General features: G+C 66.3%; 28 protein-coding genes. 22 read left to right on the forward strand and 6 right to left on the reverse strand.

Annotated features, from left to right (window positions below; genetic code table 11):
• Positions 1 to 71: 71 nt before the first annotated feature.
• The 10 genes from AC23D4_RS15010 (at position 72) to AC23D4_RS15055 (ending at position 12,830) form a co-directional block, all read left to right on the forward strand.
• Positions 72 to 884, forward strand: coding sequence for a gamma-glutamyl-gamma-aminobutyrate hydrolase family protein (locus tag AC23D4_RS15010; RefSeq protein WP_472888937.1), 813 nt, complete (start codon positions 72 to 74; stop codon positions 882 to 884).
• A 50-nt stretch (positions 885 to 934) separates the two neighbouring features.
• Positions 935 to 2,305: a glutamine synthetase family protein gene (locus tag AC23D4_RS15015; RefSeq protein ID WP_472888938.1), complete on the forward strand. Its 1,371-nt coding sequence runs from the start codon at positions 935 to 937 to the stop codon at positions 2,303 to 2,305.
• Between the two features lie 139 nt (positions 2,306 to 2,444).
• Complete coding sequence (locus tag AC23D4_RS15020) at positions 2,445 to 3,884, forward strand: aspartate aminotransferase family protein (protein WP_472888939.1); 1,440 nt, start codon at positions 2,445 to 2,447, stop codon at positions 3,882 to 3,884.
• Between the two features lie 146 nt (positions 3,885 to 4,030).
• A complete protein-coding gene (locus AC23D4_RS15025) occupies positions 4,031 to 5,209 on the forward strand; it encodes an extracellular solute-binding protein (protein ID WP_472888940.1) in 1,179 nt (392 codons plus the stop codon).
• Positions 5,210 to 5,311: 102 nt separating this feature from the next.
• Positions 5,312 to 6,415: an ABC transporter ATP-binding protein gene (locus AC23D4_RS15030; RefSeq protein ID WP_472888941.1), complete on the forward strand. Its 1,104-nt coding sequence runs from the start codon at positions 5,312 to 5,314 to the stop codon at positions 6,413 to 6,415.
• A 139-nt stretch (positions 6,416 to 6,554) separates the two neighbouring features.
• A complete protein-coding gene (locus tag AC23D4_RS15035; protein WP_472888942.1) occupies positions 6,555 to 7,472 on the forward strand; it encodes an ABC transporter permease in 918 nt (305 codons plus the stop codon).
• A 13-nt stretch (positions 7,473 to 7,485) separates the two neighbouring features.
• Positions 7,486 to 8,349, forward strand: a complete 864-nt coding sequence (locus AC23D4_RS15040) for an ABC transporter permease (RefSeq protein WP_472888943.1) — start codon at positions 7,486 to 7,488, stop codon at positions 8,347 to 8,349.
• 167 nt (positions 8,350 to 8,516) lie between these two features.
• On the forward strand, positions 8,517 to 9,998 hold the full coding sequence (locus AC23D4_RS15045; protein WP_472888944.1) for an aldehyde dehydrogenase: 1,482 nt from the start codon (positions 8,517 to 8,519) through the stop codon (positions 9,996 to 9,998).
• Between the two features lie 136 nt (positions 9,999 to 10,134).
• Positions 10,135 to 11,439, forward strand: a complete 1,305-nt coding sequence (gene gabT, locus AC23D4_RS15050) for a 4-aminobutyrate--2-oxoglutarate transaminase (RefSeq protein ID WP_472888945.1) — start codon at positions 10,135 to 10,137, stop codon at positions 11,437 to 11,439.
• 53 nt (positions 11,440 to 11,492) lie between these two features.
• Positions 11,493 to 12,830, forward strand: coding sequence for a type III glutamate--ammonia ligase (locus AC23D4_RS15055; protein WP_472888946.1), 1,338 nt, complete (start codon positions 11,493 to 11,495; stop codon positions 12,828 to 12,830).
• On the opposite strand, the gene AC23D4_RS15060 is transcribed toward AC23D4_RS15055, so the two are convergent.
• The 3 genes from AC23D4_RS15060 to AC23D4_RS15070 form a co-directional block, all read right to left on the reverse strand.
• Complete coding sequence (locus AC23D4_RS15060) at positions 12,831 to 13,604, reverse strand: class II aldolase/adducin family protein (RefSeq protein WP_472888947.1); 774 nt, start codon at positions 13,602 to 13,604, stop codon at positions 12,831 to 12,833. It lies immediately after the preceding gene.
• A 247-nt stretch (positions 13,605 to 13,851) separates the two neighbouring features.
• Positions 13,852 to 14,043: a YgaP family membrane protein gene (locus AC23D4_RS15065; RefSeq protein WP_472888948.1), complete on the reverse strand. Its 192-nt coding sequence runs from the start codon at positions 14,041 to 14,043 to the stop codon at positions 13,852 to 13,854.
• 192 nt (positions 14,044 to 14,235) lie between these two features.
• Positions 14,236 to 14,889, reverse strand: coding sequence for a Crp/Fnr family transcriptional regulator (locus tag AC23D4_RS15070; protein WP_472888949.1), 654 nt, complete (start codon positions 14,887 to 14,889; stop codon positions 14,236 to 14,238).
• A 129-nt stretch (positions 14,890 to 15,018) separates the two neighbouring features.
• Here AC23D4_RS15070 and AC23D4_RS15075 point away from each other — a divergent pair, with 129 nt between their 5' ends.
• The 4 genes from AC23D4_RS15075 (at position 15,019) to AC23D4_RS15090 (ending at position 17,922) form a co-directional block, all read left to right on the forward strand.
• Positions 15,019 to 15,576 carry a cytochrome b gene (locus AC23D4_RS15075; protein ID WP_472888950.1) on the forward strand — a complete coding sequence of 186 codons (558 nt, stop codon included), beginning with the start codon at positions 15,019 to 15,021 and terminating at the stop codon, positions 15,574 to 15,576.
• Between the two features lie 46 nt (positions 15,577 to 15,622).
• Complete coding sequence (locus tag AC23D4_RS15080; protein ID WP_472888951.1) at positions 15,623 to 16,192, forward strand: YceI family protein; 570 nt, start codon at positions 15,623 to 15,625, stop codon at positions 16,190 to 16,192.
• 68 nt (positions 16,193 to 16,260) lie between these two features.
• Entirely contained in the window at positions 16,261 to 16,827 is a 567-nt protein-coding gene (locus AC23D4_RS15085; protein WP_472888952.1) for a YceI family protein, read from the forward strand.
• A gap of 195 nt (positions 16,828 to 17,022) precedes the next feature.
• Complete coding sequence (locus tag AC23D4_RS15090) at positions 17,023 to 17,922, forward strand: alpha/beta fold hydrolase (RefSeq protein WP_472888953.1); 900 nt, start codon at positions 17,023 to 17,025, stop codon at positions 17,920 to 17,922.
• Here AC23D4_RS15090 and AC23D4_RS15095 read toward each other — a convergent pair.
• The 3 genes from AC23D4_RS15095 to AC23D4_RS15105 are packed head-to-tail and all read right to left on the reverse strand — an operon-like array spanning position 17,897 to position 19,126.
• Positions 17,897 to 18,163 (reverse strand): YkgJ family cysteine cluster protein, encoded by a 267-nt coding sequence (locus tag AC23D4_RS15095; protein WP_472888954.1) that lies wholly within the window; start codon positions 18,161 to 18,163, stop codon positions 17,897 to 17,899. The genes AC23D4_RS15090 and AC23D4_RS15095 overlap by 26 nt on opposite strands.
• Positions 18,160 to 18,750 carry an NADPH-dependent FMN reductase gene (locus tag AC23D4_RS15100; protein ID WP_472888955.1) on the reverse strand — a complete coding sequence of 197 codons (591 nt, stop codon included), beginning with the start codon at positions 18,748 to 18,750 and terminating at the stop codon, positions 18,160 to 18,162. Before AC23D4_RS15100 ends, AC23D4_RS15095 begins: the two co-directional genes overlap by 4 nt.
• Before the next feature lie 49 nt (positions 18,751 to 18,799).
• Positions 18,800 to 19,126, reverse strand: coding sequence for a TfoX/Sxy family protein (locus tag AC23D4_RS15105; protein ID WP_472888956.1), 327 nt, complete (start codon positions 19,124 to 19,126; stop codon positions 18,800 to 18,802).
• A 122-nt stretch (positions 19,127 to 19,248) separates the two neighbouring features.
• On the opposite strand from AC23D4_RS15105, the gene mnmG reads away from it, so the two are divergent.
• The 8 genes from mnmG to AC23D4_RS15145 all read left to right on the forward strand — a co-directional run bounded on the left by mnmG (position 19,249) and on the right by AC23D4_RS15145 (position 25,565).
• Positions 19,249 to 21,219: a tRNA uridine-5-carboxymethylaminomethyl(34) synthesis enzyme MnmG gene (mnmG, locus tag AC23D4_RS15110; protein WP_472888957.1), complete on the forward strand. Its 1,971-nt coding sequence runs from the start codon at positions 19,249 to 19,251 to the stop codon at positions 21,217 to 21,219.
• On the forward strand, positions 21,216 to 21,866 hold the full coding sequence (gene rsmG / locus AC23D4_RS15115) for a 16S rRNA (guanine(527)-N(7))-methyltransferase RsmG (protein ID WP_472888958.1): 651 nt from the start codon (positions 21,216 to 21,218) through the stop codon (positions 21,864 to 21,866). Before mnmG ends, rsmG begins: the two co-directional genes overlap by 4 nt.
• A 194-nt stretch (positions 21,867 to 22,060) precedes the next feature.
• Positions 22,061 to 22,675, forward strand: coding sequence for a LysE family transporter (locus AC23D4_RS15120; protein ID WP_472888959.1), 615 nt, complete (start codon positions 22,061 to 22,063; stop codon positions 22,673 to 22,675).
• 15 nt (positions 22,676 to 22,690) lie between these two features.
• Positions 22,691 to 23,461 (forward strand): ParA family protein, encoded by a 771-nt coding sequence (locus AC23D4_RS15125; protein ID WP_472888960.1) that lies wholly within the window; start codon positions 22,691 to 22,693, stop codon positions 23,459 to 23,461.
• A 17-nt stretch (positions 23,462 to 23,478) separates the two neighbouring features.
• Complete coding sequence (locus tag AC23D4_RS15130; protein ID WP_472888961.1) at positions 23,479 to 24,024, forward strand: RBBP9/YdeN family alpha/beta hydrolase; 546 nt, start codon at positions 23,479 to 23,481, stop codon at positions 24,022 to 24,024.
• A 20-nt stretch (positions 24,025 to 24,044) separates the two neighbouring features.
• Positions 24,045 to 24,335, forward strand: a complete 291-nt coding sequence (locus tag AC23D4_RS15135) for a ribbon-helix-helix protein, CopG family (RefSeq protein WP_472888962.1) — start codon at positions 24,045 to 24,047, stop codon at positions 24,333 to 24,335.
• The gene (locus AC23D4_RS15140; RefSeq protein ID WP_472888963.1) at positions 24,335 to 24,640 is read left to right on the forward strand and encodes a type II toxin-antitoxin system RelE/ParE family toxin; all 306 of its coding nucleotides are present in this window, start codon (positions 24,335 to 24,337) and stop codon (positions 24,638 to 24,640) included. The genes AC23D4_RS15135 and AC23D4_RS15140 overlap by 1 nt, the downstream gene beginning before the upstream one ends.
• A 1-nt stretch (position 24,641) precedes the next feature.
• Positions 24,642 to 25,565, forward strand: a complete 924-nt coding sequence (locus AC23D4_RS15145) for a ParB/RepB/Spo0J family partition protein (protein WP_472888964.1) — start codon at positions 24,642 to 24,644, stop codon at positions 25,563 to 25,565.
• The last annotated feature ends 380 nt before the right edge of the window (positions 25,566 to 25,945 follow it).

Consider the following 25,945-nt stretch of genomic DNA (forward strand, 5'->3'; position numbering starts at 1 on the left):
GGAGTGGCTTCAACTGGCTCTGATTGTGATCCAATTGACCCGTCAGAATCAACCACCTGTTTGGAGATGTCATGAACAAGCCGCCGCCATGCATGGTTTGGCTGCCCGCCGACCACCGCCTCATGGGCGACCACGGGCATCTGATGCCGTTTCTGCTGCTGGGTGACAAATACGCCCGCGCCGTCAAGGTGGGCGCCCAGGCCCAGCCGGTGATGTTCCCGCTGGCCGAGACGGGCGACATCAGCGACCTGCTGGCGATGGTGGATGGCGTGATGCTGACCGGATCACCCTCCAACGTGCACCCCTCGCATTTCGCTGAAGACGTGGCCGACCCCAGCCTGCCGCTGGACCCCGCGCGCGACTTGCTGACGCTGGCGCTGGTGAAGGCCTGCGTGCACGAAGGCGTGCCGCTGCTGGGCGTGTGCCGGGGCTTTCAGGAGATCAACGTGGCGCTAGGCGGCACGCTGCACCAGCGGGTGCACGAAGTGCCGGGCCTGACGGACCACCGCGAACCCAAGACAGCCCCGTTTGAAGAGCAGTACGCGCCCAGCCACCCGATCCGCCTGGCGCCGGGCAGCGTGTTCGAGACCTGGGCCGGTGGCGCGGAGGCGATGGTGAATTCGCTGCACGGCCAGGGCATCAACCAGCTCGCACCCGGGCTGGAGGCGCTGGGCCATGCGCCCGATGGCCTGGTGGAGGCGTTCGGCGTCAAGGGCGCCCACACCTTTGCCTACGCCGTGCAGTTCCACCCCGAATGGCGCTGCTGGGAAACACCGTTTTATGCCGCGATCTTCGAGGCCTTCGGCAAGGCCTGCCGCCAGCGCATGAGCTTGCGCATGCAGGCCGCTGACCTGAACCGCAGCCGTGTCACGATCAACTCCTGAGTTTTCCGACCCGACACCACCGCACACAACGACAGACAAGGAACCGGCCCATGACAGCCCCCAAGACCGTAACAACCTTCAACGACCTGGAGAACTGGCTCAACGAGCGCCGCGTCACCGAGGTGGAATGCCTGGTGCCCGACCTGACCGGTGTGGCGCGCGGCAAGATCCTGCCGCGTGGCAAGTTCACCGAAGACCGCGGCATGCGCCTGCCGCAGGCCATCGTGGGCATGGGGGTGACGGGCGAGTTCCCCGAGAGCGGGCCGTACTACGACGTGGTGGACCCGACCGACAAGGACATGCAGCTGCGCCCGGATCCTTCTACGGTGCGCATCGTGCCCTGGGCCACCGACCCGACCGCGCAGGTGATCCACGACTGTTTTGACCACGAAGGCAAGCTGGTGCCGTTTGCGCCGCGCAGTGTGCTGCGCCGCATCTGCGACCTCTATGCCGCCGAGGGCTGGGAGCCGGTGGTGGCGCCCGAGCTGGAGTTCTACCTGACCGCGCGCAACACCGACCCGAACACCCTGCTCAAGCCGCCGATCGGCCGCAGTGGCCGCGCCGAAACCTCGCGCCAGGCCTACAGCATCGACGCGGTGAACGAGTTCGACCCGTTGTTCGAGGAGATCTACGACTACTGCGACAAGATGGAGCTCAACGTGGACACGCTGATCCACGAGGTGGGCGCTGGGCAGATGGAGATCAACTTCTTCCACGCCCACCCGCTGGGCCTGGCCGACGAGGTGTTTTTCTTCAAGCGCACGGTGCGCGAGGCCGCGCTGCGCCACGACATGTACGCCACTTTCATGGCCAAGCCCATCGCCGGCGAGCCCGGCAGCGCCATGCACGTGCACCAGAGCATTCTGGACAAGGCCACCGGCCAGAACATCTTCAGCAACGAAGACGGCACGGCCTCCGACGCCTTCTTTCACTACATCGGTGGCCTGCAGCGCTACATCCCGGCTGCCATGGTGCTGGTAGCGCCCTACGTGAACAGCTACCGCCGCCTCTCGCGCCACACCGCCGCGCCGATCAACATCGAGTGGGGCCACGACAACCGCACGGTGGGCATCCGCTCACCGATTTCCAGTCCGGCCGCGCGCCGGGTGGAAAACCGCGTCATCGGCGCCGACGCCAACCCGTATGTGGCGATGGCCATGACGCTGGCCTGCGGCTACTTGGGCATGAAAAACAAGATCAAGCCCAAGCCCGAGATGAAGGGCGACGCCTACCTGGCGCCGTACTCGCTGCCGCGCTCGCTGGGCGAAGCGCTGGACTGGCTGCGCCGCGAACCCGACCTGCACGAGGTGCTGGGCAAGGAGTTCATCACCATCTACACCGAGATCAAGGAGCTGGAGTTCGACGAGTTCATGAAGGTGATTTCGCCGTGGGAACGCGAACATTTGTTGCTTCATGTTTGACCCCCCGCGCCGCAGTTGATGACCCACCCCCGCGCCGCACCTGCGGTGCGTCACCCCCTCAAGGGGGCAACGCTGGCGGCCCGGCGAAGCCGGTTCCGCGGCGTTCCCGATGAATGCACTGCAAGAAAGTGAGATCCGTATGAACCCCTCAACCCTCATCGCCCCGCCCGCCCTGGTACGCCGCGCCGAGCAGCAGGACACGAAAGCCATCCAGGCGCTGGACAGTGCGCACTTCATCCACCCCTTCACCGACCACGCCGGCCTGGCCTCGCGCGGCGCGCGGGTGATCACGCAGGCCGACAACATCTACGTGTGGGACTCCGAAGGCGCCAAGATACTGGACGCGATGAGCGGCCTGTGGTGCGTGAACGCGGGTTACGGCCGCAAGGAGCTGGCCGACGCGGCCTACCAGCAGATGATGACGCTGCCGTTCTACAACAGCTTCTTCAACACCACCAACGTGCCGGCGGTGCAGCTGGCCACCAAGCTGGCGGCGCTGGCGCCGGTGGTGGGTGGCCGCAAGTTCGAGCACGTGTTCTTCAGCAGCAGCGGCAGCGAAAGCAACGACACCAACGTGCGCATGGTGCGCCGCTACTGGGACCTGCTGGGCCAGCCGCAGCGCAAGGTGATCATCAGCCGCCACAACGCCTACCACGGCAGCACCATGGCCGGTGCCTCGCTCGGCGGCATGAGCGGCATGCATGCGCAGGGCGACCTGCCGATCCCGAACATCACGCACATCGAGCAGCCGCACTTCTGGGAAAACGCGCTGCCGGGTGAAAGCCGGGCCGATTTCGGCCGTCGCGCCGCGGGCTGGCTGGAGGCCGAGATCCTGGCCATTGGCGCACACAAGGTGGCCGCCTTCATCGCCGAGCCGGTGCAGGGCGCGGGCGGCGTGATCATCCCGCCCGAGACCTACTGGCCCGAGATCCAGCGCATCGTCGACCAGTACGGCATCCTGCTGATCTCCGACGAGGTGATCTGCGCCTTCGGCCGCCTGGGCCACTGGTTCGCCTACGAGAAGTTCGGCTACCGGCCCGACCTGGTGACCTTTGCCAAAGGCGTGACCAGCGGCTACATCCCGCTGGGCGGCGTGATGGTGGGCGACCGCGTGGCCAAGGTGCTGATCGAGCAGGGCGGCGAGTTCAACCACGGCTACACCTACAGCGGCCACCCGGTGGCCTGCGCGGTGGCGCTGGCCAACCTGGAGCTGATGGAGCGTGAGGGCCTGGTGGATCGCGTCAAGAACGATACCGGCCCCTATCTGGCGCAGCGCTTCGCCGAGCTCAAGGACCACCCGCTGGTGGGTGATGCCGAGACCTGCGGCTTCGTGGCCGGTCTGGTGATCGTGAAAAACAAGACGACCCGGCAGATGTTCGACGCAGACCTTGGCGTGGGCATGATCTGCCGCGGCCACTGTTTCAGGAACGGGCTGATCATGCGCGCGGTGGGCGACCGCATGATCATCGCGCCGCCGCTGGTGATGACGCGCGCCCAGATCGACGAAATGATGGCGCTGATCGTGCGCTGCCTGGACGCCACGCTGGACGATTTGCGCGCCGCCGGACAGCTCGCCTGAGGGATTCTTTGTTACAGTGTTTCGTGCCCCAAACCGGGGACAAAGCTGGTCTGTAAATTGCATGCCCGCAGGGCATTGCGATGCCGACCGGCCTGTGCCGTGTCACCCGTCGATTTTCGTTTCATCACTCTGGAGTGTCCCTCACCATGAAAAAGCACGTTCTGGTTCTGGCCATCTCGGCCATGCTGCTGGCCGCTTGCGGTAAAAAAGAAGAGCCGGTGGCCGCCCCCGCGGAACCCGCTCCCGTGGCGGCCGCGCCCGCTGCCCCGGCCGCACCTGCCGGCCCGGTGTACGACGACGAGAAGGTCCTCAACATCTACAACTGGCCCGACTACGTGCCCGAGGGCATGATCGCCGCCTTCGAGAAAGAGTCCGGCATCAAGGTCAACTACGACACCTTCGAGACCAACGAAGCCCTGCACGCCAAACTGGTGGCGGGCAACACCGGCTACGACATCGTGGTGCCGGGCACCGTGTTCGCCAAGGGCCAGATCGAAGGCGGGCTGCTGCAGCCGCTGAAGAAGGAACAGATGCCCAACCTGGCCAACCTCGACCCCGGGTTCATGCAAACCCTGGTCACGGCCGACCCGGGCAACAACCACCTCGTGCCGTGGGGCTGGGGCTTCACCACCGTGGGCATCAACAAGACCAAGGTCGAGAAGGCACTGGGCGGCATGGCCATGCCGGAAAACGCCTGGGACCTGGTGTTCAAGCCCGAGTACACGAGCAAGCTGAAGTCCTGTGGCATCGCCTACCTGGACTCGCCGACCGAGATCATCCCGGTGGCGCTGCACTACATCGGCAAGGACGCGTATTCCAACGACCCGGCCGACTACAAGGCCGCGGGCGAGATGCTGGGCCAGGTGCGCAAGGACGTGCGCCTGTTCAGCTCGACCATGATCGACGACATCGCCGGCGGCAAGGCCTGCGCGGTGATCGGCTGGTCGGGTGACATCAACATCGCCGCCGGCCGCGCCAAGGAAAACGGTTCCAAGGACGAGATCGAAGCCCTGCTGCCGATCTCGGGCGCGCTGCTGTTTGCCGACACCATGGCCGTGACCAAGGACGCCAAGCACCCGAACAACGCCGCGGCCTTCATCGACTTCTTCCTGCGCCCCGAAAACGCCGCCGCGATGGCCAACGAAATGGGTTACCCCACGGGCAACAAGGCGGGTCTGGCCCAGGTCAAGCCCGAGATCGCCAGCAACAAGACCATCTTTGTCGAGGCCGACTACTTCGCCAAGATGATCCCGCCGAGCAGCTTCACCAACGAAGCCCGCGAAGCCATGGCCAACGTCTACAACGGCTTCAAAAAAGGCAAGTAAGCATTCTGCTTCGCGCCTGACACCAGGGCTGTTTGTACGCACCGTATGAACAGCCCTTTTTCTTGTCCACTCCCCCACACAACAGCACAGTGAGGTTCACCCATGGCAGATGCGGGCACACAAGCGGGTTACCTGGTCACAGAGAAACTGGTCAAGCGCTTCGACGAAGCGGTGGCCGTGGACGAGGTGTCGCTCTCCATCGGCAAGGGTGAAATCTTCGCCCTGCTCGGCAGCTCCGGCTGCGGCAAGTCCACCCTGCTGCGCATGCTGGCCGGCTTCGAGAAGCCGACCTCGGGCCGCATCATGCTGGGCGGCCAGGATGTGGCCAACATGCCACCCTACGACCGGCCGGTGAACATGATGTTCCAGAGCTACGCGCTGTTCCCGCACCTGAACATCTGGGAAAACGTGGCCTTCGGCCTGAAGCGAGAAGGCCTGCCCAAGGCCGAGGTGAAGCAACGCACCGACGAGATGCTCAGCCTGGTGCAGCTCACGCCCTACGCCCAGCGCAAGCCGCACCAGCTCTCGGGCGGGCAGCAGCAGCGCGTGGCGCTCGCGCGCAGCCTGGCCAAGAAGCCCAAGCTGCTGCTGCTGGACGAGCCGCTGGGCGCGCTGGACAAGAAGTTGCGCGAGCAGACGCAGTTCGAGCTGGTCAACATCATCGAAAGCGTGGGTGTGACCGTGGTGATGGTGACGCACGACCAGGAAGAGGCCATGACCATGGCCAGCCGCATCGCCATCATGAGCAAGGGCCGTGTGCTGCAGGTGGGCACGCCGGAAGAGATCTACGAACACCCGCGCAACAAGTTCGTGGCCGACTTCATCGGCAACGTGAACCTGTTCGCCGGCAAGCTCACGGTGGACGAGCCCGACCGCTGCGCGGCCACCACCGCCATCGGCGAAGTCCACGTGGGTCACGGGGTGAGCGGCACGCTGAACATGCCCGTGTCCATCGCCGTGAGGCCCGAGAAGATCGAGATCAGCAAGACCCGGCCCGAGCACGCATCGTTCAACCTGTTCCAGGGCAAGGTCAAGGAAATCGGTTACCTGGGTTCGTACACCACCTACATCCTGCAGGCCGGTGATGGCTCCAAGGTGCGGGTCACCGAGGCCAACACCACGCGCCAGGACCTGACGGACATCACCTGGGAAGACGACGTCTACTTTTGGTGGGACGACAACGCCGCCGTGGTCTTGAGGGACTGACACGGGTCAGTCTCCCCCCGCGCCGCTTCGCGTCACCCCCGGAGGGGGCAACGCTGGCGGCCCGGCGAAGCCGGTTCCGCGGCGTTCTGGGTTTAGGTTGCAGCTGCGCTCTTAGGTTGTACGTTTCTGGAGGTTCTGGATGGCCACTTCATCGCTCCCCATGCCCGGCAAGCGCTTCGTCATCGGCGTGCCGTATGTCTGGCTGTTTGTCTTTTTCCTGCTGCCCTTCCTGATCCTGCTGTACATCAGCTTCGTGGACATGGGCGAGAGCATCCATCCGTTCAAGCCGATCTGGGACCCGGTGACGGGCATCCTGAGCCTGAAGTACGAGAACTACGGGACCATCTTTCGCGATGCCGAGAGTGGCGAGCTGTTCAAGACGATCTACATCGAGGCCTACCTGCGATCGATCTGGTACGCCCTGATGACGGCGGTGCTGTGTCTGCTGATCGGCTACCCGTTTGCCTACTTCATCGCGCGCTCGGCGCCCAGCGTGCGGCCCGCGCTGCTGATGATGGTGATGCTGCCGTTCTGGACCTCGTTCCTGCTGCGGGTGTACGCGTGGAAAGGCATCCTGGCCGACCAGGGCGTCATCAACCAGTTGCTGATGGGTGTGGGCATCATCGACGAGCCGATCCAGATGCTCTACACCGACGTGTCCATGCTGGTCGGCATGACCTATGTGTATTTGCCCTTCATGATCCTGCCGCTCTACGCCAACCTGGTGAAGATGGACTTCCGCCTGCTCGAAGCCGCCTACGACCTGGGCACCTCGCCGTTCAAGGCGTTCTGGCTGGTGACGGTGCCGCTGTCCAAGGCCGGCATCGTCGCGGGCTTCATGCTGGTGTTCATCCCTGCGGTGGGCGAGTTCGTGATTCCCTCGCTGCTGGGCGGGCCGGAAAACATCATGATCGGCCGCGTGGTCTGGGACGAGATGTTCACCAGCAACAACTGGCCACGCGCCACGGCGCTGGCGGTGGTGATGATCGCGCTGATCATCGTGCCCTTGGCGATCTACTACCACTTCACCGGTGATCCCGCCGATGGGAAGAAATGAAGGGGCACTCTCCATGAAACAGTTCCTCGAAAAACACTTCGGCAAGTTCTGGCTGGCGGCGGTGTACCTGTTCCTGTACGTGCCGCTGTTCTTCATGATCGTGTTCAGCTTCAACAGCACGCGCCAGGACGCCAATTTCACCGGCTTCTCGCTGCGCTGGTACGAGGCGCTCACGCGCGACACCAAGATCGTCGAAGGCTTCTGGCTCTCGCTCAAGGTGGCGCTGGTCACGGGTGTGCTGTCGGCCGTGCTGGCCACCTTCGCCGCCTTTGTGCTGGTGCGCTACCGGCGCTTCCTCGGCCGCACCATCTTCTCGGGCATGGTCAACGCGCCGCTGGTGATGCCCGAGGTGGTGATCGGCCTGTCGCTGCTGCTGCTGATGGTGGGCGCGCAGAACGCCTTTGGCTGGCCGCAACGCGGCATGCTGACCATCATCCTGGGCCACACCCTGCTGGGCATGGCCTACGGCATGGTGGTGATCCAGAGCCGTCTGCTGGAGGTGAACCGCAGCATCGAAGAGGCCGCCATGGACCTCGGCGCGCGGCCGTTCCAGGTGTTCTTCCTGATCACCCTGCCCAACATCTTCCAGGGCATCCTGGCCGCCTTCCTGCTGGCGTTCACGCTCTCGTTCGACGATGTGGTGATCGCCGAATTCCTCTCCGGTCCGGGTGTGAACACGCTGCCGCAGGTGATCTTCGGTTACGCGCGGCGCGGCATCAACCCGACCATCTACGCCGCGGCCACGCTGCTGATCACCACCGTGACGATCGTGATCGTGAGCTACTCGGTCTGGGTGGCCAGGCAGACGCGCAAGCGCGAGCGCGAGATTGCGGCCGCGACCCGCGCGGAGGTTGCGACCCTCGTCACGACGACCTGATCTGTTTCCGGTCCTCGTCGCGGCCTCGGTGTCTCTGGATGCCGGGGCCGCTGGCTTTTCCAGGACCACTGGATGGTTGCGGCCGCTCGGAAGTGGATGGCACCAACGTGCCTTGTTCGGCGTAGCATGGTGCCAATTGTTTTCCCCGATCCGCAGGACCCGAGCCCATGACCGACACCTCCACCCCCTTGAAGTTCGACGGCCGCGCCGTCATCAACGGCGAGCGGATGGCCGCCCGCGATGGCCAGACTTTTGACTGCATTTCCCCGGTGGATGGCCGCGTGCTCACGCAGGTGGCACGCGGTGGCCAGGCCGACATCGACGCCGCCGTGGCCGCCGGCCGTGCCGCTTTTGAAGACCGCCGCTGGAGCGGCATGGCGCCCGCGCAGCGCAAGCGCGTGATGATCAAGTTTGCCGACCAGCTGCTGGCGCACGCCGACGAGCTGGCGCTGATGGAAACGCTGGACATGGGCAAGCCCATCAAGTACGCCAAGGGCGTGGACGTGAACAGCGCTGCCAACTGCATCCGCTGGTACGGCGAGGCGGTGGACAAGGTGTACGACGAGATCGCGCCCACACCGAGCAACTCGCTGGCGCTGATCACGCGCGAGCCGGTGGGCGTGGTGGGCATCATCGTGCCCTGGAACTACCCCATGATCATGGCGGCCTGGAAGATCGCCCCAGCGCTGGCCGCGGGCAACTCGGTGGTGTTGAAACCCTCGGAGAAAAGCCCGCTGACCGCCCTGCGGCTGGCCGAGCTGGCGCTGGCCGCGGGCATCCCGCCCGGCGTGTTCAACGTGGTGCCGGGTTTCGGCACCGAAGCCGGCTCGCCGCTGGCGCTGCACATGGACGTGGACTGTATCGCCTTCACCGGCAGCACGCGCGTGGGCAAGCAGATCCACGTGATGGCCGGGCAGAGCAACCTGAAACGCGCGTGGACGGAGCTGGGCGGCAAGTCGCCCAACATCGTGTTCGCCGACTGCCCGGACCTCGACCGCGCGGTGGAGGCCGCCGTGGGCAGCATCTTCTTCAACCAGGGCGAGAGCTGCAACGCGCCCTCGCGCCTGTTCGTCGAGGCCTCGATCAAGGACGCGTTCCTGGAGAAGGCTTTGAAGCTGGTGCCGAACTACCAGCCGGGCAACCCGCTGGACAAGGGCACGGTGATGGGCGCCATCGTCGACCAGGTGCAGCTCGACAACGTGATGCGCTACATCGGCCTGGGCCAGAGCGAGGGCGCGAACCTGATCGCGGGCGGCGCGCTGGCGTCGCCGGTGGCGGGCGGTTGTTATGTGATGCCGACCATCTTCGACGGCGTGACGCCGCAGATGACGATCGCGCGCGAAGAGATCTTCGGCCCGGTGCTGGCCGTGCAGAGCTTCACCGACGCGGCCGATGTGGTGAAGCAGGCGAACAACAGCGTGTACGGGCTGCAGGCGGGCGTGTGGACGCGTGACATCAACAAGGCGCACGGCGTGGCGCGCGCGCTGCGTGCCGGCACGGTGCACGTGAACTCTTATGACGAAGACGACATCACCGTGCCCTTTGGCGGCTTCAAGCAGAGCGGCGTGGGGCGCGACAAGTCGCTGCACGCGTTCGACAAATACACCGAGACGAAGACAACTTGGATACGGATCGATTCGCCGGTGTGACCGGCGCCCCCCTGCGCCGCTGACGCGGCTTCCCCCCAGAGGGGGGACGGCACTGGCGGCCCGGCAATGCCGGTTCCGCGGAGCCCTTGGACCAGACACCTCGCACCGCTGTGTGCGCTTTTGAAGGAGACCCCCCATGAACGCACCGCAGAAACCTGAAAACCTGAACGCGCCCCACACCAACGCCGCCTGGCACCAGCGTCGACTCGATGCCACGCCGCGTGGCGTGGGCGTGATGGGTGACTTCTTCATCGACCGCGCCAAGAACGCCGAGTTCTGGGACATCGAGGGCCGGCGTTTCATCGATTTCGCCGGCGGCATTGCGGTGCTCAACACCGGCCACGTGCACCCCAAGGTGCAGGCGGCCATCGCGGCGCAGCTGCAGCGCTTCACGCACAGCTGTTACCAGGTCGTGCCTTACGCTGAATATGTGGCGCTGGCCGAGCGCATCAACGCCATCGTGCCGATTGAAGGCAAGGTCAAGACCGCGTTTTTCTCCACCGGCGCGGAGGCGATTGAAAACGCGGTGAAGATCGCGCGCTCGTCCACCGGGCGCAGCGGGGTGATCGCCTTTGGCGGCGCGTTCCACGGCCGCAGCATGTTCTCTGTGGCGCTCACCGGCAAGGTCCAGCCCTACAAGGCGGGCTTCGGCCCGTTCCCGCCCGAGATTTACCACGTGCCCTTCCCGTGCCACTGCAGCTCGCTGGCCGACACGCAGAAGGCGATGGAGCAGGTGTTCAAGTGCGACATCGAACCCAGCCGCGTGGCGGCCATCGTGTTCGAGCCGGTGCAGGGCGAGGGTGGCTTCAACCCCATCCAGCCGGCTGCCGTGAAGTGGCTGCGCGAGCTGTGCGACCAGCACGGCATTTTGCTGATCGCCGACGAGGTGCAGACCGGTTTCGCGCGCACCGGCAAGATGTTTGCGATGGAGCACTACGGCGTGTCGCCCGACCTGATGACGATGGCAAAAAGCATGGCCGGCGGCACCACGCTGTCGGCCGTGAGCGGCAAGGCCGCGATCATGGACGGCCCGGCGCCGGGCGGCCTGGGTGGCACGTACGCGGGCAACCCGCTCGCGATTGCGGCGTCGCACGCGGTGCTCGACGTGATGGCCGAAGAGAAGCTGCCCGAGCGCGCGCAGGTCTTGGGCGAGCGTTTGGTCAAGCACCTGAACGCGGCCAAGGCCAAGTACCCGCGCATGGGCGACGTGCGCGGCCTGGGCGCGATGGTGGCCAACGAGTTCGTGAACGCGGCCGGGGAGCCCGACGCCGATACGACCAAGAAGGTGCAGGCCGCCGCCTTGAAGCGCGGCCTGCTGCTGCTGACCTGCGGCGTGTACGGCAACGTGATCCGCTACCTGTTCCCGTTGACGATTGAAGACAGCGTGTTCGCCGAAGCGCTGGGCGTGCTGGACGCCGCCATGGCCGAAACGCTGGCCTGACCCCGCTCATTCACCCGCCGGGCTTGCCCGGCTTTTTTGTGTCTGGACTCCGCATGGGTCAGCCCAGCCTCGATCAACGCATCAACAGCCTGCGCGAGCAGGGCATCCACTCGGTGATGACCACCTTCACCGACCTGCACGGCGTGTCCAAGGGCAAGCTGGTGCCGCTGGAGGCGCTGCCCGACGCGGTGGCCACCGGGGCCGGGTTCGCCGGCCCCAGCATCTGGGGCACGGGCCTGCCGCGCATGGGGGCGCGCGGCGAGTATTTCGGGCGCGTGGTGCCCGAGTCGCTGCGGCCATTGCCCTTCATGTCCGGTGTGGCGCACGCGGTGTGCGACGGCTTTGCGGGTGGCGAGCCGCTGGACACCTGCTCGCGGCAGGTCTTGAAGCACCAGCTCGCGCGCCTGAGCGAACGCGGCTGGACCTTGCACGTCGGCATCGAGCCCGAGTTCTTTCTGTTGAAGCAGGACGCCCAGGGCCGCTGGGGCGTGGCCGATGGCGAAGATCGGCTCGACAAGCCGTCCTACGACCTGAAGGCGATCCACCGCAACTTCGGCTTCCTCGACGACATGCGCCGCCACCTCACGGCGCTGGGTTTCGAGCTGCAGCAGATGGACCACGAAGACGCCATCGGCCAGTACGAGATCAACTACCGGCACGACGAGGCCCTGGCCGCCGCCGACCGTTACCAGCTGTTCAAGCTCACCGCGCATGCGGTGGCGCAGCAGCATGGTGCCACCTTCAGCTGCATGCCCAAGCCGCTGGCGGGCGCGCCGGGCAGTGGCCTGCATTTCCACGTCAGCCTCACGGATGCACAGAGCAGGGCGGTGATGGCAGACCCGGCGGGCGCGCTCGGCCTGAGCACGGCGGGCCACCGGTTCGCCGCCGGCCTGATCCACCACGCCGACGCGCTGGCCGCGCTCTGCGCGCCCACGGTCAACAGCTACAAGCGCCTCGCCAGCAGCGCCAGCGCCTCGGGCACGACCTGGTCGCCGGTGTGGAAGACGGTGGGCGACAACAACCGCACCTGCCTCGTGCGCACCGTGGCCGGGCGCATCGAGTGGCGCCTGCCCGACCCGTCGTGCAACGTGTACGCAGCCCTCGCGGCCACGCTGGCCGCCGGGCTGGACGGCATTCACCGCGAACTGCCCGCGCCCGACGCCTGCGACGAAGACCTGTACCAGCGCCAGGCCAGCGGCCAGCCCATGCCGCCGCGCCTGCCGCGTGATCTGCACGATGCCCTGGCGGCGCTGCGCAGCGACGCGATCCTGTGCGACGACATTGGCACGGCGTTCTGCGAGCAGTTCCTGAAGCTCAAGCAGGCCGAGTGGGATACCTACGCGCAGCAGGTGAGCGACTGGGAGCTGGCCCGCTACGCCGACGGGTTCTGATCAGGTCCTGTAGCCCGGGTCCAGCCGCTCGACCTTGCGCAGCAGCGCCGGCCAGGCGAGCTGTGCGCCCTGGCCGGCGGTCGCGATCTTCATCACCTCCGCCATGCCGGCGAGGATGCGCGGGTCCACCTGCGTGAGCTCACCGCCACCGGCCAGCGCATCGATCTGGATGCGGCAGGTGTTCTCGAAGGTGTACATCGACAAAAAGGCGTCTGCGATGCTGCTGCCTACGGTGAGCAGGCCGTGGTTGCGCAGCATGAGGAAGTTCGCCCGACCCAGGTCGGCCTGCAGGCGCGGCTTCTCGTCCGGCCGGAAGGCCACGCCTTCGTAGTCGTGGTACGCCAGCGACGCCAGCACAAAGGTGCTTTGCTGGCTGATGGGCAGGATGCCGGCCTTCTGAGCGCTCACGCCCACGCCGGCGCGCGTGTGGGTGTGCAGCACGCACTGCACTTCGGGCCGCGCCTCGTGCACCGCGCTGTGGATCACGAAGCCGGCGGGGTTGACCGGGAAGGGCGAATCGATCAGCTTGTTGCAGGCCATGTCGACCTTGACCAGGCTGCTCGCCGTGATCTCGTCGAACATCAGGCCGTAGGGGTTGATGAGGAACTGGTGTTCACCGCCGGTGACGCTGTCGGGCAGCTTGGCGCTGATGTGGGTGAACACGAGGTCTGACCAACCGTAGGCGGCCACGAGCCGGTAGCAGGCCGCGAGGTCGCAGCGCAGCGCCCATTCTTCGGCGCTGACGGATTCTTTGAGCGAGGGGATGTTGAGCATGCCGTGTCTCCTGCGCCGCGTCGGGGTGCGCGGCTGTGGGCGACATGGTCGCGCGGAGATGGCTGGCGGGCTGTCGCAGGTCGGACAAACCGGAGATGCAGAAGGGGACAAGCGACCTCTCCGGAGCGGGTGCCTGAACCCGGATCACGGCAGAACCGGCTCCGCCGGGCCGCTCGTGATGCCCCCCCCCGGGGGGGGTGACGCCGCAGGCGGCGCGGGGGGAGGGTGAACTTCGCGGCGCGGGGGGTTACTTCTTCATGCTGCAGGTGTTGAACCCGAGCATCGCGTAGGGCGGGCACCAGCCCATCAGGCCGGTCAGCAGAGGCACCACGCCGATGTAGCCCCAGACGCCGATGTTGCCGGTGGCGGCTGCGGCGATGAGGGCGAGGCCGACGACGATGCGAAGGATGCGGTCGATGCCGCCGACGTTCTTGGTCATGTGAATACTCCTGTTGACGGTGGTTGAGCCGCTGCCGTGAACCCTGCGGGGGTTCGTCTTGCGGCGGAACGTGGAGCGTATTGAAGCGCAGCGGCGGGCCCGGGTATGTGACCTGTGTCACACAGCGCGGCTTCGGGCGCCGTGTTCCTGACCAAGAGGCTCCTCCGAGCGCGAACCGCTGCGGGGGGCGTTTTATCTCGCCGAGATGGCGGCGATGGCGCGCAAGGCGGCGCTGTCGCGGATGGTGATGCATTCGCGCGAAAGCTCCACCAGACCGTCGCGCTCGAAGCGGTGCAGCAGGCGCGTGATGATTTCGCGCACCGTGCCCAGCTCGTCGGCGAGCGCCTGGTGGGTGGCGCGCACCTGCTGACCGTGGCCGAGCAGGGTGCTGGCGAGCCGGCTGTCGAGGCGCTGGAACGCGATGGCTTCGATCAGCGCGGTCAGGTCGGCCATGCGCGAGGCGAACAGGCCGAGCACGAAAGACCGGAAAGCTTCGTCGGTCAGGGCGCGCTGGAAGTCGGGTGGCGAGAGCAGGGTGAGCGTGGTTTCGCAGGTGGTCACGCCATGCGCCGTGAGCGGCTGGCCGGCAAACAGGCTGGCGGACGAGACCAGGCACATTTCGCCGGGCAGCACCCGGTAGAGTTCGAGCTCCCGGCCGTTGGCGGCGCTGCGCGAAACGCGCACCTCGCCGCTGAGCACCATGGGGAAACCCTGGCAGGTTTCGAGTTCCCGGAACAGTTGTGTGCCCGCCGGCACCTGCATCGTCTGCAACCGCGGCAGCATCTCCTTGAGCGAGCCCATGGCGGGGTAGAGCGTCAGCAGGTTCTGGGCATCGGTGTCGGGCATGGGCGCATTGTAGGAGCGACGCAGGCCTTGCGTGATTCGAATCGGCCGCTGTAGTTCATTCGAATTTTTTGAATGTAAGCTTCAAGCGGTTTCACACCGGACGCGTCATCGGTTACCTAAACTGCCCCCATGACCGAACCGACCGTCGTCCGCTACCACCCCGTGGCCGTGGCCCTGCACTGGCTGCTGGGCCTGGCCCTGATCGGCAACTTTGCCCTCGGCCTGTACATGGCCGACCTGCCGTTTTCGCCCGCCCGTCTGCAGTACTACAGCTGGCACAAGTGGGCTGGTGTGCTGGTGCTCACATTCTCCATGGCCCGCCTGCTGACTCGCTTGCTGGCCCGTCCGCCTGCCTTGCCGGTGGCCGTCGAGGCCGCCATGCCGGCCTGGCAGCGACGGGCCCACCATGCCACGCACGCCGGTCTGTACGCGCTGTTTTTCGCGGTGCCCTTGCTGGGCTGGGCCTACAGCTCGGCCGCCGGCTTCCCCCTGGTGCTGTTTGGCGTGCTGCCGCTGCCGGACTTTGTGCCGGTGAGCGAAGGCCTGGCCGACGTGCTCAAGCCGCTGCACAAGTTCTCGGCCCTGGCCATGGCCGCGCTGGTTCTGCTGCACGTGGCCGGCGCACTGAAACACCATTTTGTGGACCGTGACGGCCTGCTGCGCCGCATGGCCCTGGCCGGCCGCTGAGCGCGCTCCTCTCCCCACCCTTGTTCCTGTTCCGAAAGTTGCCGACATGACCTTCCGCCTGACACCCGTTGCGTTCGCCCTGGCCCTGACCAGCCTGTTGCCCCTGGCCGCCCAGGCCCAGCAGCAGCTCGTGCCGGCGCAGAGCGAGGTCCTGTTTGTGAGCCGCCAGATGGGCGTGCCGGTGGAGGGCAAGTTCAAGACCTTCAGTGCCCAGGTGGCGTTCGACCCGGCCAGGCTGGCCACCAGCAAGATCGCCTTCACGGTCGACACCGGCAGCGCCGACATCAGCCGCGAAGCCAACTCGGAGCTGGTCAAACCCCTGTGGTTCAACGTGGCGGCCTTTCCCAAGGCCACGTTCCAGTCCAGCGCCATCAAGCGCATCGACGCCAACAAATTCGAAGTTGCCGGCAAGCTGAGCATCAAGGGCGTGAGCAGCGACGTGGTCGTGCCCGTCACGCTGGCCCAGAGCGGCGCCACCACCACGGCCACCGGCGCCTTTCCGATCAAGCGCCTGTCTTTCCGCATTGGCGAGAAGGAGTGGGCCGACACCTCGACGGTCGCCGACGAGGTGCAGGTCAAGTTCAAGCTCGCCCTGACCGGCGTGGGCAAGCTCTGATCGTCCGTTTTCTCTTTTTCACGTTCGTTTTTCGATACCTTGATTTTTTAACTGGAGTCACACACACCATGCGCAAATCCCTGACCTTGCTGGCCGCGGCCGCCACCCTGTCCACCGGCGCTTTCGCCGCCAACTACGCGATCGACCCGACGCACACCTTCGCCACCTTCGAGATCGGCCACTTCGGCGCCAGCGTGAACCGCGGCCGTTTCGACAAGAAGGAAGGCACGATCAGCTTCGACAAGGCCGCCAAGACCGGCTCGGTGGATGTGTCTTTCGATGTGGCTTCGGTCAACACCGGCACGCCGAACTTCGACAAGCACCTGCAGAGCGCCGAGATCCTGAGCGCTGAAAAATTCCCCAAGGCCCGCTTCGTGTCGACCAAGTTCCAGTTCAGCGGTGACAAGGTCAGCGCGGTCGAGGGCAACCTGACGCTGCTGGGCAAGACCCAGCCCGTGACCCTCAAGGCCAACCAGTTCGCCTGCTACGAGAGCCCCATGCTCAAGCGCGAGGTCTGCGGCGGCGACTTCGAAACCACCATCGACCGCACGGCGTTCGGCGTGAACTACGGCGTGGACTGGGGTTTCCCGAAGAACGTGCGCCTGGTGGTTCAGGTTGAAGGCGTGAAACAGTAACCCCCCTGCGCCGGCTTCGCGGCTTCCCCCTGGAAGGGGGGACCACGCCCTTGGACCGGCAAAGCCGGATCCTCGGCGTGTGCTGGATGCATGCACGCGCTCCGGAGTTGTTTGCTTGTTCCCAAAGGCCCGCTTGTGCGGGCCTTTGTTGTTTTGGGGGTGGAAGTCCTGGCGTGCGTGCGGTACAAAGGTCCCATGGACACCATCAACTGGGTGGGGCGGCCCGTAGCGGTGCCGGGGCTGGGTGAGCTCTGGAGCGAGGCCTGTGGCCCGGTGGACGGCCCTCCGGTGCTGCTGGTGATGGGCGCGATGAACCCCGGCCTGTTCTGGCCGCCGGCCTTTGTGGGGGCGCTGGTGCGCGCGGGCTGCCGGGTGCTGCGCTACGACCACCGCGACACCGGTCGCTCCTTCGTCATGCCATCAACCGCACCGCCGTATGCGCTGGGTGATCTGGTGGGCGATGCGTTGCGGGTGCTGGATGCCTGGGCGCTGCCTCGCGTGGCGGTGGTGGGGTGGTCCATGGGCGGTTACATCGCGCAGTGCCTGGCCCACGAACACCCGGATCGTGTGAGCCATCTGGTGCTGCTGGCGACATCGCCCGACCACCGGCCCTACATGGCCGCCACGCTGGGGCGGGCAGTGCCCGCCGTGGGCCTGCCGGGGCCGACACCTGCTTTTCTGCAGGCCTTGCTGCGCATGGCGGCCGAACGCAATGGCTCGCCGGAGGATGTGGCGGTGCAAGGCTGGAGTGCCTTCCATGCGGGTTCGCATCCGTTTCCGGCCGACATGGTGCGGGCCCAGGTGCGGGCGGCGCTGGCGTCTGGCCACCAGCCACTGGCCGCGATGCGCCATGGCCTGGCCGTGGATCTCGCACCACCGCGAACCGACTGGTTGCCTTCCCTCACGGTGCCCACCCTGGTGCTGCACGGTGCCGAAGATCCGTGTCTGCCTTTGCCACACGGACAGGCGCTTGCTCGCCTCATCCCCGGTGCGCGGTTGACCGTGCTGGACATGGGGCACCTGCTGCCGGAGGCCCTGGCCGCCCCGGCTGGTGCTCAGGTGGCGGCGTTCATGGGCGCACCGCAGGTTGGGTAGCCAGTTCCAGTTGCTCTAAAAAATGCAGCGCTTGTTCGCGTGAGTTGCCGCACATCTCGGCGCCCGGGGGCAGCGACCCGCACACGGCGGGTCGTTCCGGCAGACCAAACAACCGGCAACGCAGGGCCTCGTCCAGATGCGGGCAGGGCATGCCCGCGGGCTTGCCATGGGGCAGGCCCGGCATCGGGCTGCTGATCGAAGGCGCGATGCAGCAGGCGGCGCAGCCGGGGCGGCAGTTCATGCCTGGAATTTGCCGGCGGCCCAGAGCACCTGGTCGATCACCGCCTGCACGCCGGCGCGGCTGGCGTCGGTGGTGAGGCCGCCTTCCGCATCGAAGGCATCGGCCGCCCTGGACAGTGCGAACTGCTTGGGCGAGACCCAGCACTGCAGGTTCATCAGCAACGGTGCCAGGTGGCTCAGGCTGCGCAGGCCGCCGAGCGCGCCGGGCGAAGCCGAGAGCATGCCCACCACCTTGCCTGCAAAGGGCTTGCCGCCATTCGCCCACAGCGGATCGTCTTTGACGGGGCGCGAGACCCAGTCGATGGTGTTTTTCAGCAGGCCGGTGTAGCTGCCGTTGTACTCGGGCGAAACCACCAGCCAGGCCGGGTGGGCGTGGAAGATCTCCTTCAGCCGGAGCACGTCGCTCGGGATGCCACGCGCTTCCAGGTCGCCGTTGTAGAGCGGCAGGTCGAAGTCGCCCAACTCCAGGTGGGTGACCTGGGCGCCAGCGGCGCGAGCGGTGTCGGCCGCGACGCTGGCGAGCTTGCGGTTCCAGGACTGGGCGCGGCTGCTGCCGGCGAAAACGAGGAGGGGGATGGGTGCGGTCATGCGGGCCTTGGTGTGGTGGCCTTTGATTGTGAGGCTGGCGCTGCCAACCTCATTGACATGGGGACTTCGGATCGCTGAGCGCGTCCAGCGCCAGCAGCAGGCTGGTGCGGTGTTCGCGTGCCACGGTCTGCCAGGGCAGGCCGGTGAGCGCCGCTTCGAGCCCCCAGAGCAGGTTGAGGCTGGCGCGTGGGTCGTTGCGCTTCACCCGGGCGTAGGCGGCCACGGAGCCCAGCCGCCGCAGCGTGGCCAGATCGGGAATACCCGCTGCCGCCAGCATGGCCTGCGATTTGGGGCCGAGGCCGGGCAGGGTGGCCAGGGCCGGTTCGCCGGTTGCGCGTGGGGTGGTGCCGGGCACGGGTGGGCGGCGAAGGGGCATTGATGGGACAATTGCGGGTTGCCCGAGCCAGACGCCGGCCGGGCGGCGGGTGTTTCACGTGAAACACACCGCATCCGCATTGTCGGGCAGCGCGCCAGCCGCCGTGCCCTGGAGCTTTCACCATGTTGTACCCACAAGAGTTTGATGTCATCGTCGTCGGCGGTGGCCACGCCGGCACCGAGGCCGCGCTCGCCGCCGCGCGCATGGGCTGCACCACGCTGCTGCTCACGCACAACATCGAGACGCTGGGGCAGATGAGCTGCAACCCCAGCATCGGCGGCATCGGCAAGGGCCACCTGGTGAAAGAGGTGGACGCGCTGGGCGGGGCGATGGCGCTGGCCACGGACGAGGGCGGCATCCAGTTCCGCATCCTCAACAGTTCCAAAGGCCCGGCGGTTCGCGCCACCCGCGCCCAGGCCGACCGCATTTTGTACAAGGCCGCGATCCGCCGCATGCTGGAAAACCAGCCCAACCTGTGGCTGTTCCAGCAGGCGGTGGACGACCTGATGGTGGAGGGCGACCGGGTGGTCGGCGCCGTCACACAGGTGGGCATCCGTTTCCGCAGCCGCACGGTGGTGCTGACGGCGGGCACGTTTCTCGACGGCAAGATCCATGTCGGCCTGAACAACTACGCCGCTGGCCGCGCGGGCGATCCGCCGGCGATCAGCCTCTCGGCCCGGCTCAAGGAGCTGAAACTGCCCCAGGCGCGCCTGAAAACCGGCACGCCGCCGCGCCTGGACGGCCGCAGCATCGACTATTCCAAGTGCCAGGAACAGCCCGGCGACGGCGTGCCCGGCGGCATGAACCCCGACCAGCCTGTGCCGGTGTTCAGCTTCATGGGGCAATCCGTGCCGCACCCCAAGCAGGTGCCGTGCTGGATTACCCACACCAACCTGCTCACGCACGAGATCATCCGCAGCGGTTTCGACCGCAGCCCCATGTTCACCGGCAAGATTGAAGGCGTGGGCCCGCGCTACTGCCCGAGTGTGGAAGACAAGATCAACCGCTTCGCCGACAAGGACAGCCACCAGATTTTCCTGGAGCCCGAGGGCCTGACGACCCACGAGGTCTACCCCAACGGCATCAGCACCAGCCTGCCGTTCGACATCCAGTACGCGCTGGTGCGCAGCATGCCGGGGCTGGAAAACGCCCACATCCTGCGCCCGGGCTACGCCATCGAATACGACTACTTCGACCCGCGCTCGCTGAAGAACAGCTTCGAGACCAAACAGATCCAGGGCCTGTTCTTCGCCGGCCAGATCAACGGCACCACCGGCTACGAAGAGGCGGCGGCCCAGGGCCTGTTCGCCGGGCTCAACGCCGCGCTGCAGTGCCAGGGCAAAGACGCCTGGCTGCCGCGCCGCGACGAGGCCTACCTCGGTGTGCTGGTGGACGACCTCGTGACCCAGGGCGTGACCGAGCCCTACCGCATGTTCACCAGCCGCGCCGAGTTCCGCCTGCAGCTGCGCGAGGACAACGCCGACATGCGCCTGACCGAAGCCGGCCGCCAGCTGGGTCTGGTGGACGACGCCCGCTGGGATGCCTTCAGCCGCAAGCGCGACGCGGTGGCGCGGGAAACCGAGCGCCTCAAATCCACCTGGGTGAACCCGCGCAACCTGCCGGCGGCCGAGAGCGAACGGGTGCTGGGGAAGGCCATCGAACACGAGCACAACCTGTTCGACCTGCTGCGCCGACCGGCCGTGGGCTACGCCGATCTGGTGGGCATGGACGCGGGCAAGTATGTGAACCCCGATGTTTCACGTGAAACGCTGGGTGACTTGCTGGAGCCGGTGGTGGAGCAGGTGGAGATCGCCGCGAAATACTCGGGCTACATCGACCGCCAGAAGAGCGAGGTGGAGCGGGCGTCGCACTACGAGGGGCTGAAGCTGCCCGCCGATCTGGACTACCTGCAGGTGGCCGCGCTCTCGTTCGAGGCCCGGCAGAAGCTGGCCAAGCACCGGCCCGAAACGCTCGGTCAGGCCTCGCGCATCTCGGGCATCACGCCGGCCAGCATCTCGCTGCTGCTGATCCACCTGAAGAAGGGCGGCTTCAAGGGTTTTGCCACTGTGGCGGTGGAAGGCGCCGAGGCATGAGCCGGGATGTGCTGACTTCTGGTCTTCAAGCTTTGGGCTTGCAACTGAGCGACGAACAGGTGAGTCTGCTGCTGGACTACCTGGCGCTGCTGCAGAAGTGGAACAAGGTTTACAACCTGACCGCCGTGCGCGATCCGGCGGAGATGATGACGCACCACCTGCTGGACAGTCTGGCGGCCGTCGGCCCGCTGCTGCGCCAGACCGGTGGCCAGCCCATCAAGCTGCTGGACGTGGGCTCGGGTGGCGGGTTGCCGGGCGTGGTGATCGCCATCACCTGTCCGCAGATTCAGGTGAGCTGTGTGGACACGGTGGGCAAAAAGGCGGCCTTCATCCAGCAGGCGTCGGCCGCGCTGAAGTTGCCGAACCTGCGCGGCGTGCACGCCCGGGTGGAGGCGCTGAAAGCGGAAGAGGGCGGCTTTGATGTGATCTGCTCGCGGGCATTTGCCTCATTGGTGGATTTCACGACCTGGTCTTCATCGGCCTTGAAGCCGGGCGCGGTATGGATGGCGATGAAGGGCAAACACCCGGCGGACGAGATCGCTGCGCTGCCTGCTTCGGTGTCGGTGTTTCACGTGGAACAGTTGGTGGTGCCGGGGCTGGATGCGGAGCGTTGCATCGTCTGGTTGCGCCCGTCGCCTTCGGTCTGAGCTTTCTCGCATCCCCGCTCATCGCGAAGACCTCGCGCCAGCGCATGCCGCCTCCGTCCGGGGAGTGGCGGATGTGGACGTCCTTTGAACGCACGCTACGAACGCAAAACGCAAAACGCAACACAACCCAAAGCAACGCCAAACGAAGAGGGAGGGTCACGTAAACTCAGTCCCTCAACTCCCGGGGTTTTCACATGTTCGGCATCGCTGATTACGGCGCGTTCGTCGCCGCCATCGTCCTGTTTCTGGCCATTCCGGGCCCGGGCAATCTCGCGCTGATCACCTCGACCAGCAAGGGGGGCATGCGCGGCGGACTGGCCGCCACCTTCGGCGTGATCGCAGGCGACCAGGTGCTGATGTGGATGGCCGTGGCAGGGGTGGCGGCGCTGCTCGCGGCGTACCCGGCGGCCTTCGCCGCGGTGCAGTGGCTGGGCGCTGCCTACCTCGCCTGGCTGGGCTGGAAGATGCTCACCGCCAAGCCCGGCGCCAAACCCGTGCTCAATATCCGCCCGCGCCAGTATTTCCAGCAGGCGCTCACCATCACCCTGCTCAACCCCAAGGCCATCGTCTTCTACATGGCCTTCTTCCCGCTGTTTGTGGACCCTGCGAAGCACCAGGGCCTGATCACCTTCGGTGCCATGGCCGCCACCGTCGCGGTGCTGACCTTTTTCTATGGCCTGACCGCCGTGCTGCTCACGCACTTTCTGGCAGAGCGCATGCGCGCCAACCCGGTCATTGCCCGCACGCTGGAAAAGCTCGCGGGCGTCTTCCTCATCGGCTTCGGCATCAAGCTGGCCATCTCCAAATAAGCACCGGGACACCAGATGGCGAAGATCTTTTGTGTGGCCAACCAGAAGGGCGGTGTCGGCAAGACCACCACCACCGTCAACCTGGCCGCCGGCCTGGCCAAGGTGGGGCAGCGGGTGCTCATGGTCGACCTCGACCCGCAGGGCAATGCCACCATGGGCTCGGGCGTGGACAAGCGCAGCATGGAGCTGTCCGTCTACGACGTGCTGCTGGAGTCGGCCACCGTCAAGGAGGCCGCCATCTTTTCGGAGAAGTGCGGTTACCACGTGCTCGGTGCCAACCGGGAACTGGCCGGCGCCGAGGTGGAGCTGGTGGACGTGGAGCGGCGTGAAAAGCGCCTCAAGACCGCGCTGGCCGCGGCGGAAGCCGACTACGACTTCGTGCTGATCGACTGCCCGCCGAGCTTGAGCATGCTCACGCTCAACGGCCTGTGCGCGGCGCACGGCGTGATCGTGCCCATGCAGTGCGAGTACTTCGCGCTCGAAGGCCTGACCGATCTGGTCAACACCATCAAGCAGGTGCACGCCAACCTCAACAAGGATCTGCAGATCATCGGCCTGCTGCGCGTCATGTTCGACCCGCGCATCACGTTGCAGCAGCAGGTGAGCGACCAGCTCAAGGCGCACTTTGGCGACAAGGTGTTCGACACCGTGATCCCGCGCAACGTGCGCCTGGCCGAAGCGCCCAGCTACGGCCTGCCGGGCGTGGTGTTCGATCCGGGGGCCAAGGGCAGCCAGGCCTTTGTGACCTTCGCCACCGAAATGGTGGCACGCATCGACAAGATGTGAGCGCGGCTGTGTTTCACGTGAAACCCCACAACGTGCTCATCCTGCCCGGCTGGCAGAACAGCGGGCCGGACCACTGGCAAAGCCGCTGGGAAACTCTGTACGGCTACCGCCGCGTGGACCAGCACGACTGGATGACCCCGCGCCGCGGCGACTGGATCGCACGGCTGGAAGACGTCATCCTCGGCTGTGAAGGCCCGGTGGTTCTGGTTGCCCACAGCCTGGGTTGCATCCTCACCGCTGCCTGGGCCCAGGTGTCGCGCAGCACGCACCGCGTACAGGGCGCGCTGCTGGTCGCACCCGGTGACGCCGAGCGCGAAGAAATGCGCCCGGTGCTGCCCAGCTGGTCACCCATCGTGCGCCAGCGCCTGCCGTTCCCCAGCATGCTGGTGGGTAGCCGCAACGACCCGTATTGCAGCTTCGAGCGCGCGCAGGGCCTGGCCGAGAGCTGGGGCTCGCGCTTCGTCGACCTCGGCGAACGCGGCCACATCAACGCCGAATCGGGTCTGGGCGACTGGCCCGAAGGGCATCGGCTGCTGCTAGACTGCACAAGTAGTCAAGTCTGACTACTCGTTGGAGATTCGCCATGCCCCCCACCATCGCCACCAGTTTGAAATTGCCCGCCGAACTCAAGGCGGCCATCGACGAGGACGCGCGCAAGCAAGGCCTCTCCAGCCACGCCTACATGGTGCGGACCCTGGCCGATGCGTCCGAACGGGCACGGTTGCGCGAGCAGTTTACGCAGGACGCACTGGCGGCCGAGCAGGACATGCTGGCACGCGGTGGTTATGACCTGGCAGACGTGAAGGCCTATTTCGAAGCGCGTGCGCGAGGCGAACGCCCTGAGCGGCCGCCGCTGCGCCCGGTGGTTCGCTGATGCCCATCACCGTACAGCTGGCCGAAGATGCCTGGATCGATCTTGAAGAACTGGTGGACTTCCTGCTGGCCCAAGATGACCCGACGGCCCCCGAGCTGCTGGCGTTTGTGCTGGACGGCTTGCAGGTGCTGACCCATCAACCCGGTATCGGACGACCGATGGAAGACGGCCTGCGCGAACTGATCCTCCACCGGGGCAAAAGCGGCTACCTCGTCAAATACCGTTATCTGTCCCACTTGGAGGCTGTGCGCGTGCTGCGCATTCGCCATCAGCGCCAGTCTGGCTACACCGAAAGAGACATCTGACATGGTCACCAAAAAACCCAAAGGCCTGGGCCGCGGACTCGAAGCCCTGCTGGGCCCCAAAGTGGCGGAAGCCGCTTCGCCCGACGCGCAGGACAACGCGCGCAACCAGACGCCGAGCAGTCTGCTGCTGACCGAGCTGGTGCCGGGCGTCTACCAGCCGCGCACGCGCATGGACGAGGGCGCGCTCTACGAGCTGGCCGAGTCGATCAAGGCGCAGGGCATCATGCAGCCGATCCTGGTGCGCAAGCTCGCCGACGGCCCGAACGCCGGTAAGTACGAAATCATTGCCGGTGAGCGGCGTTTCCGTGCTTCCCGGCTGGCGGGTCTGGACAGCGTGCCGGTGCTGGTGCGCGATGTGCCCAACGAATCGGCCGCCGCCATGGCGCTGATCGAAAACATCCAGCGCGAAGACCTGAACCCGCTGGAAGAAGCCCAGGGCCTGCAACGTCTGGTGAAGGAGTTTGGGCTCACTCACGAACAGGCGGCACAGGCGGTGGGCCGCTCGCGCAGCGCGGCCAGCAACCTGTTGCGCCTGCTGCAGCTGGCCGAGCCGGTGCAGACCATGCTGATGGCGGGCGACCTGGACATGGGCCACGCGCGTGCGCTGCTGACGCTGGACAAGGCGACCCAGATCACGGCCGGCAACCAGATCGCGGCCAAAAAAATGTCGGTGCGCGAGGCCGAGAGCCTGGTGAAAAAACTGACCGCGGAGTTCGCGCTGGCACCGCAGAAGCTGAAAAAAGAAAAGTCGCGCGACATCAAGCGCGTCGAAGAAGAGCTGTCGGACCTGCTGACCGCCGAGGTGGAGGTCCGGGTGAAAAAGCGCGTGAAGCGCCATGGTCGGGTGGAGGAGCTGGGCGAACTGGCGATCCAGTTCGGTTCGCTGGACGAGCTCAATGGGCTGATCGATAAGTTGAGGAAGTAACCCCCTGCGCCGCTTCGCGGCTCCCCCCAAGGGGGACGGCGCCCTTTGACCGGCGAAGCCGGATCGTCGGCGCCCCTGTGCAAGACATTGCGCGCCGATTGCGCTGCCTGTCATTGGGCAAAGAGATCCATCCTCCGGCGACAGATCCAAGTCAGCCCAGGGCGCACGCCCAATAGAAAAGACCTCCCGAAGGAGGCCTTGTTCGAAGGAGGGAAGCCCCACCAGCAGATGCCGAAGGTCCGGCTCCGCCGGCCCAAAGGCATCGTCCCCCCGGGGGGACGCCGCGCAGCGGCGCAGGGGGGCGACGATCCGCCGCCGGGCCGCCCCAAGGCGGATCAGCCCCCTCGGGGGGCAGCGACCCGCACAGCGGCGGAGCGTGG

The organism is Hydrogenophaga sp. L76 (genome assembly GCF_057654755.1).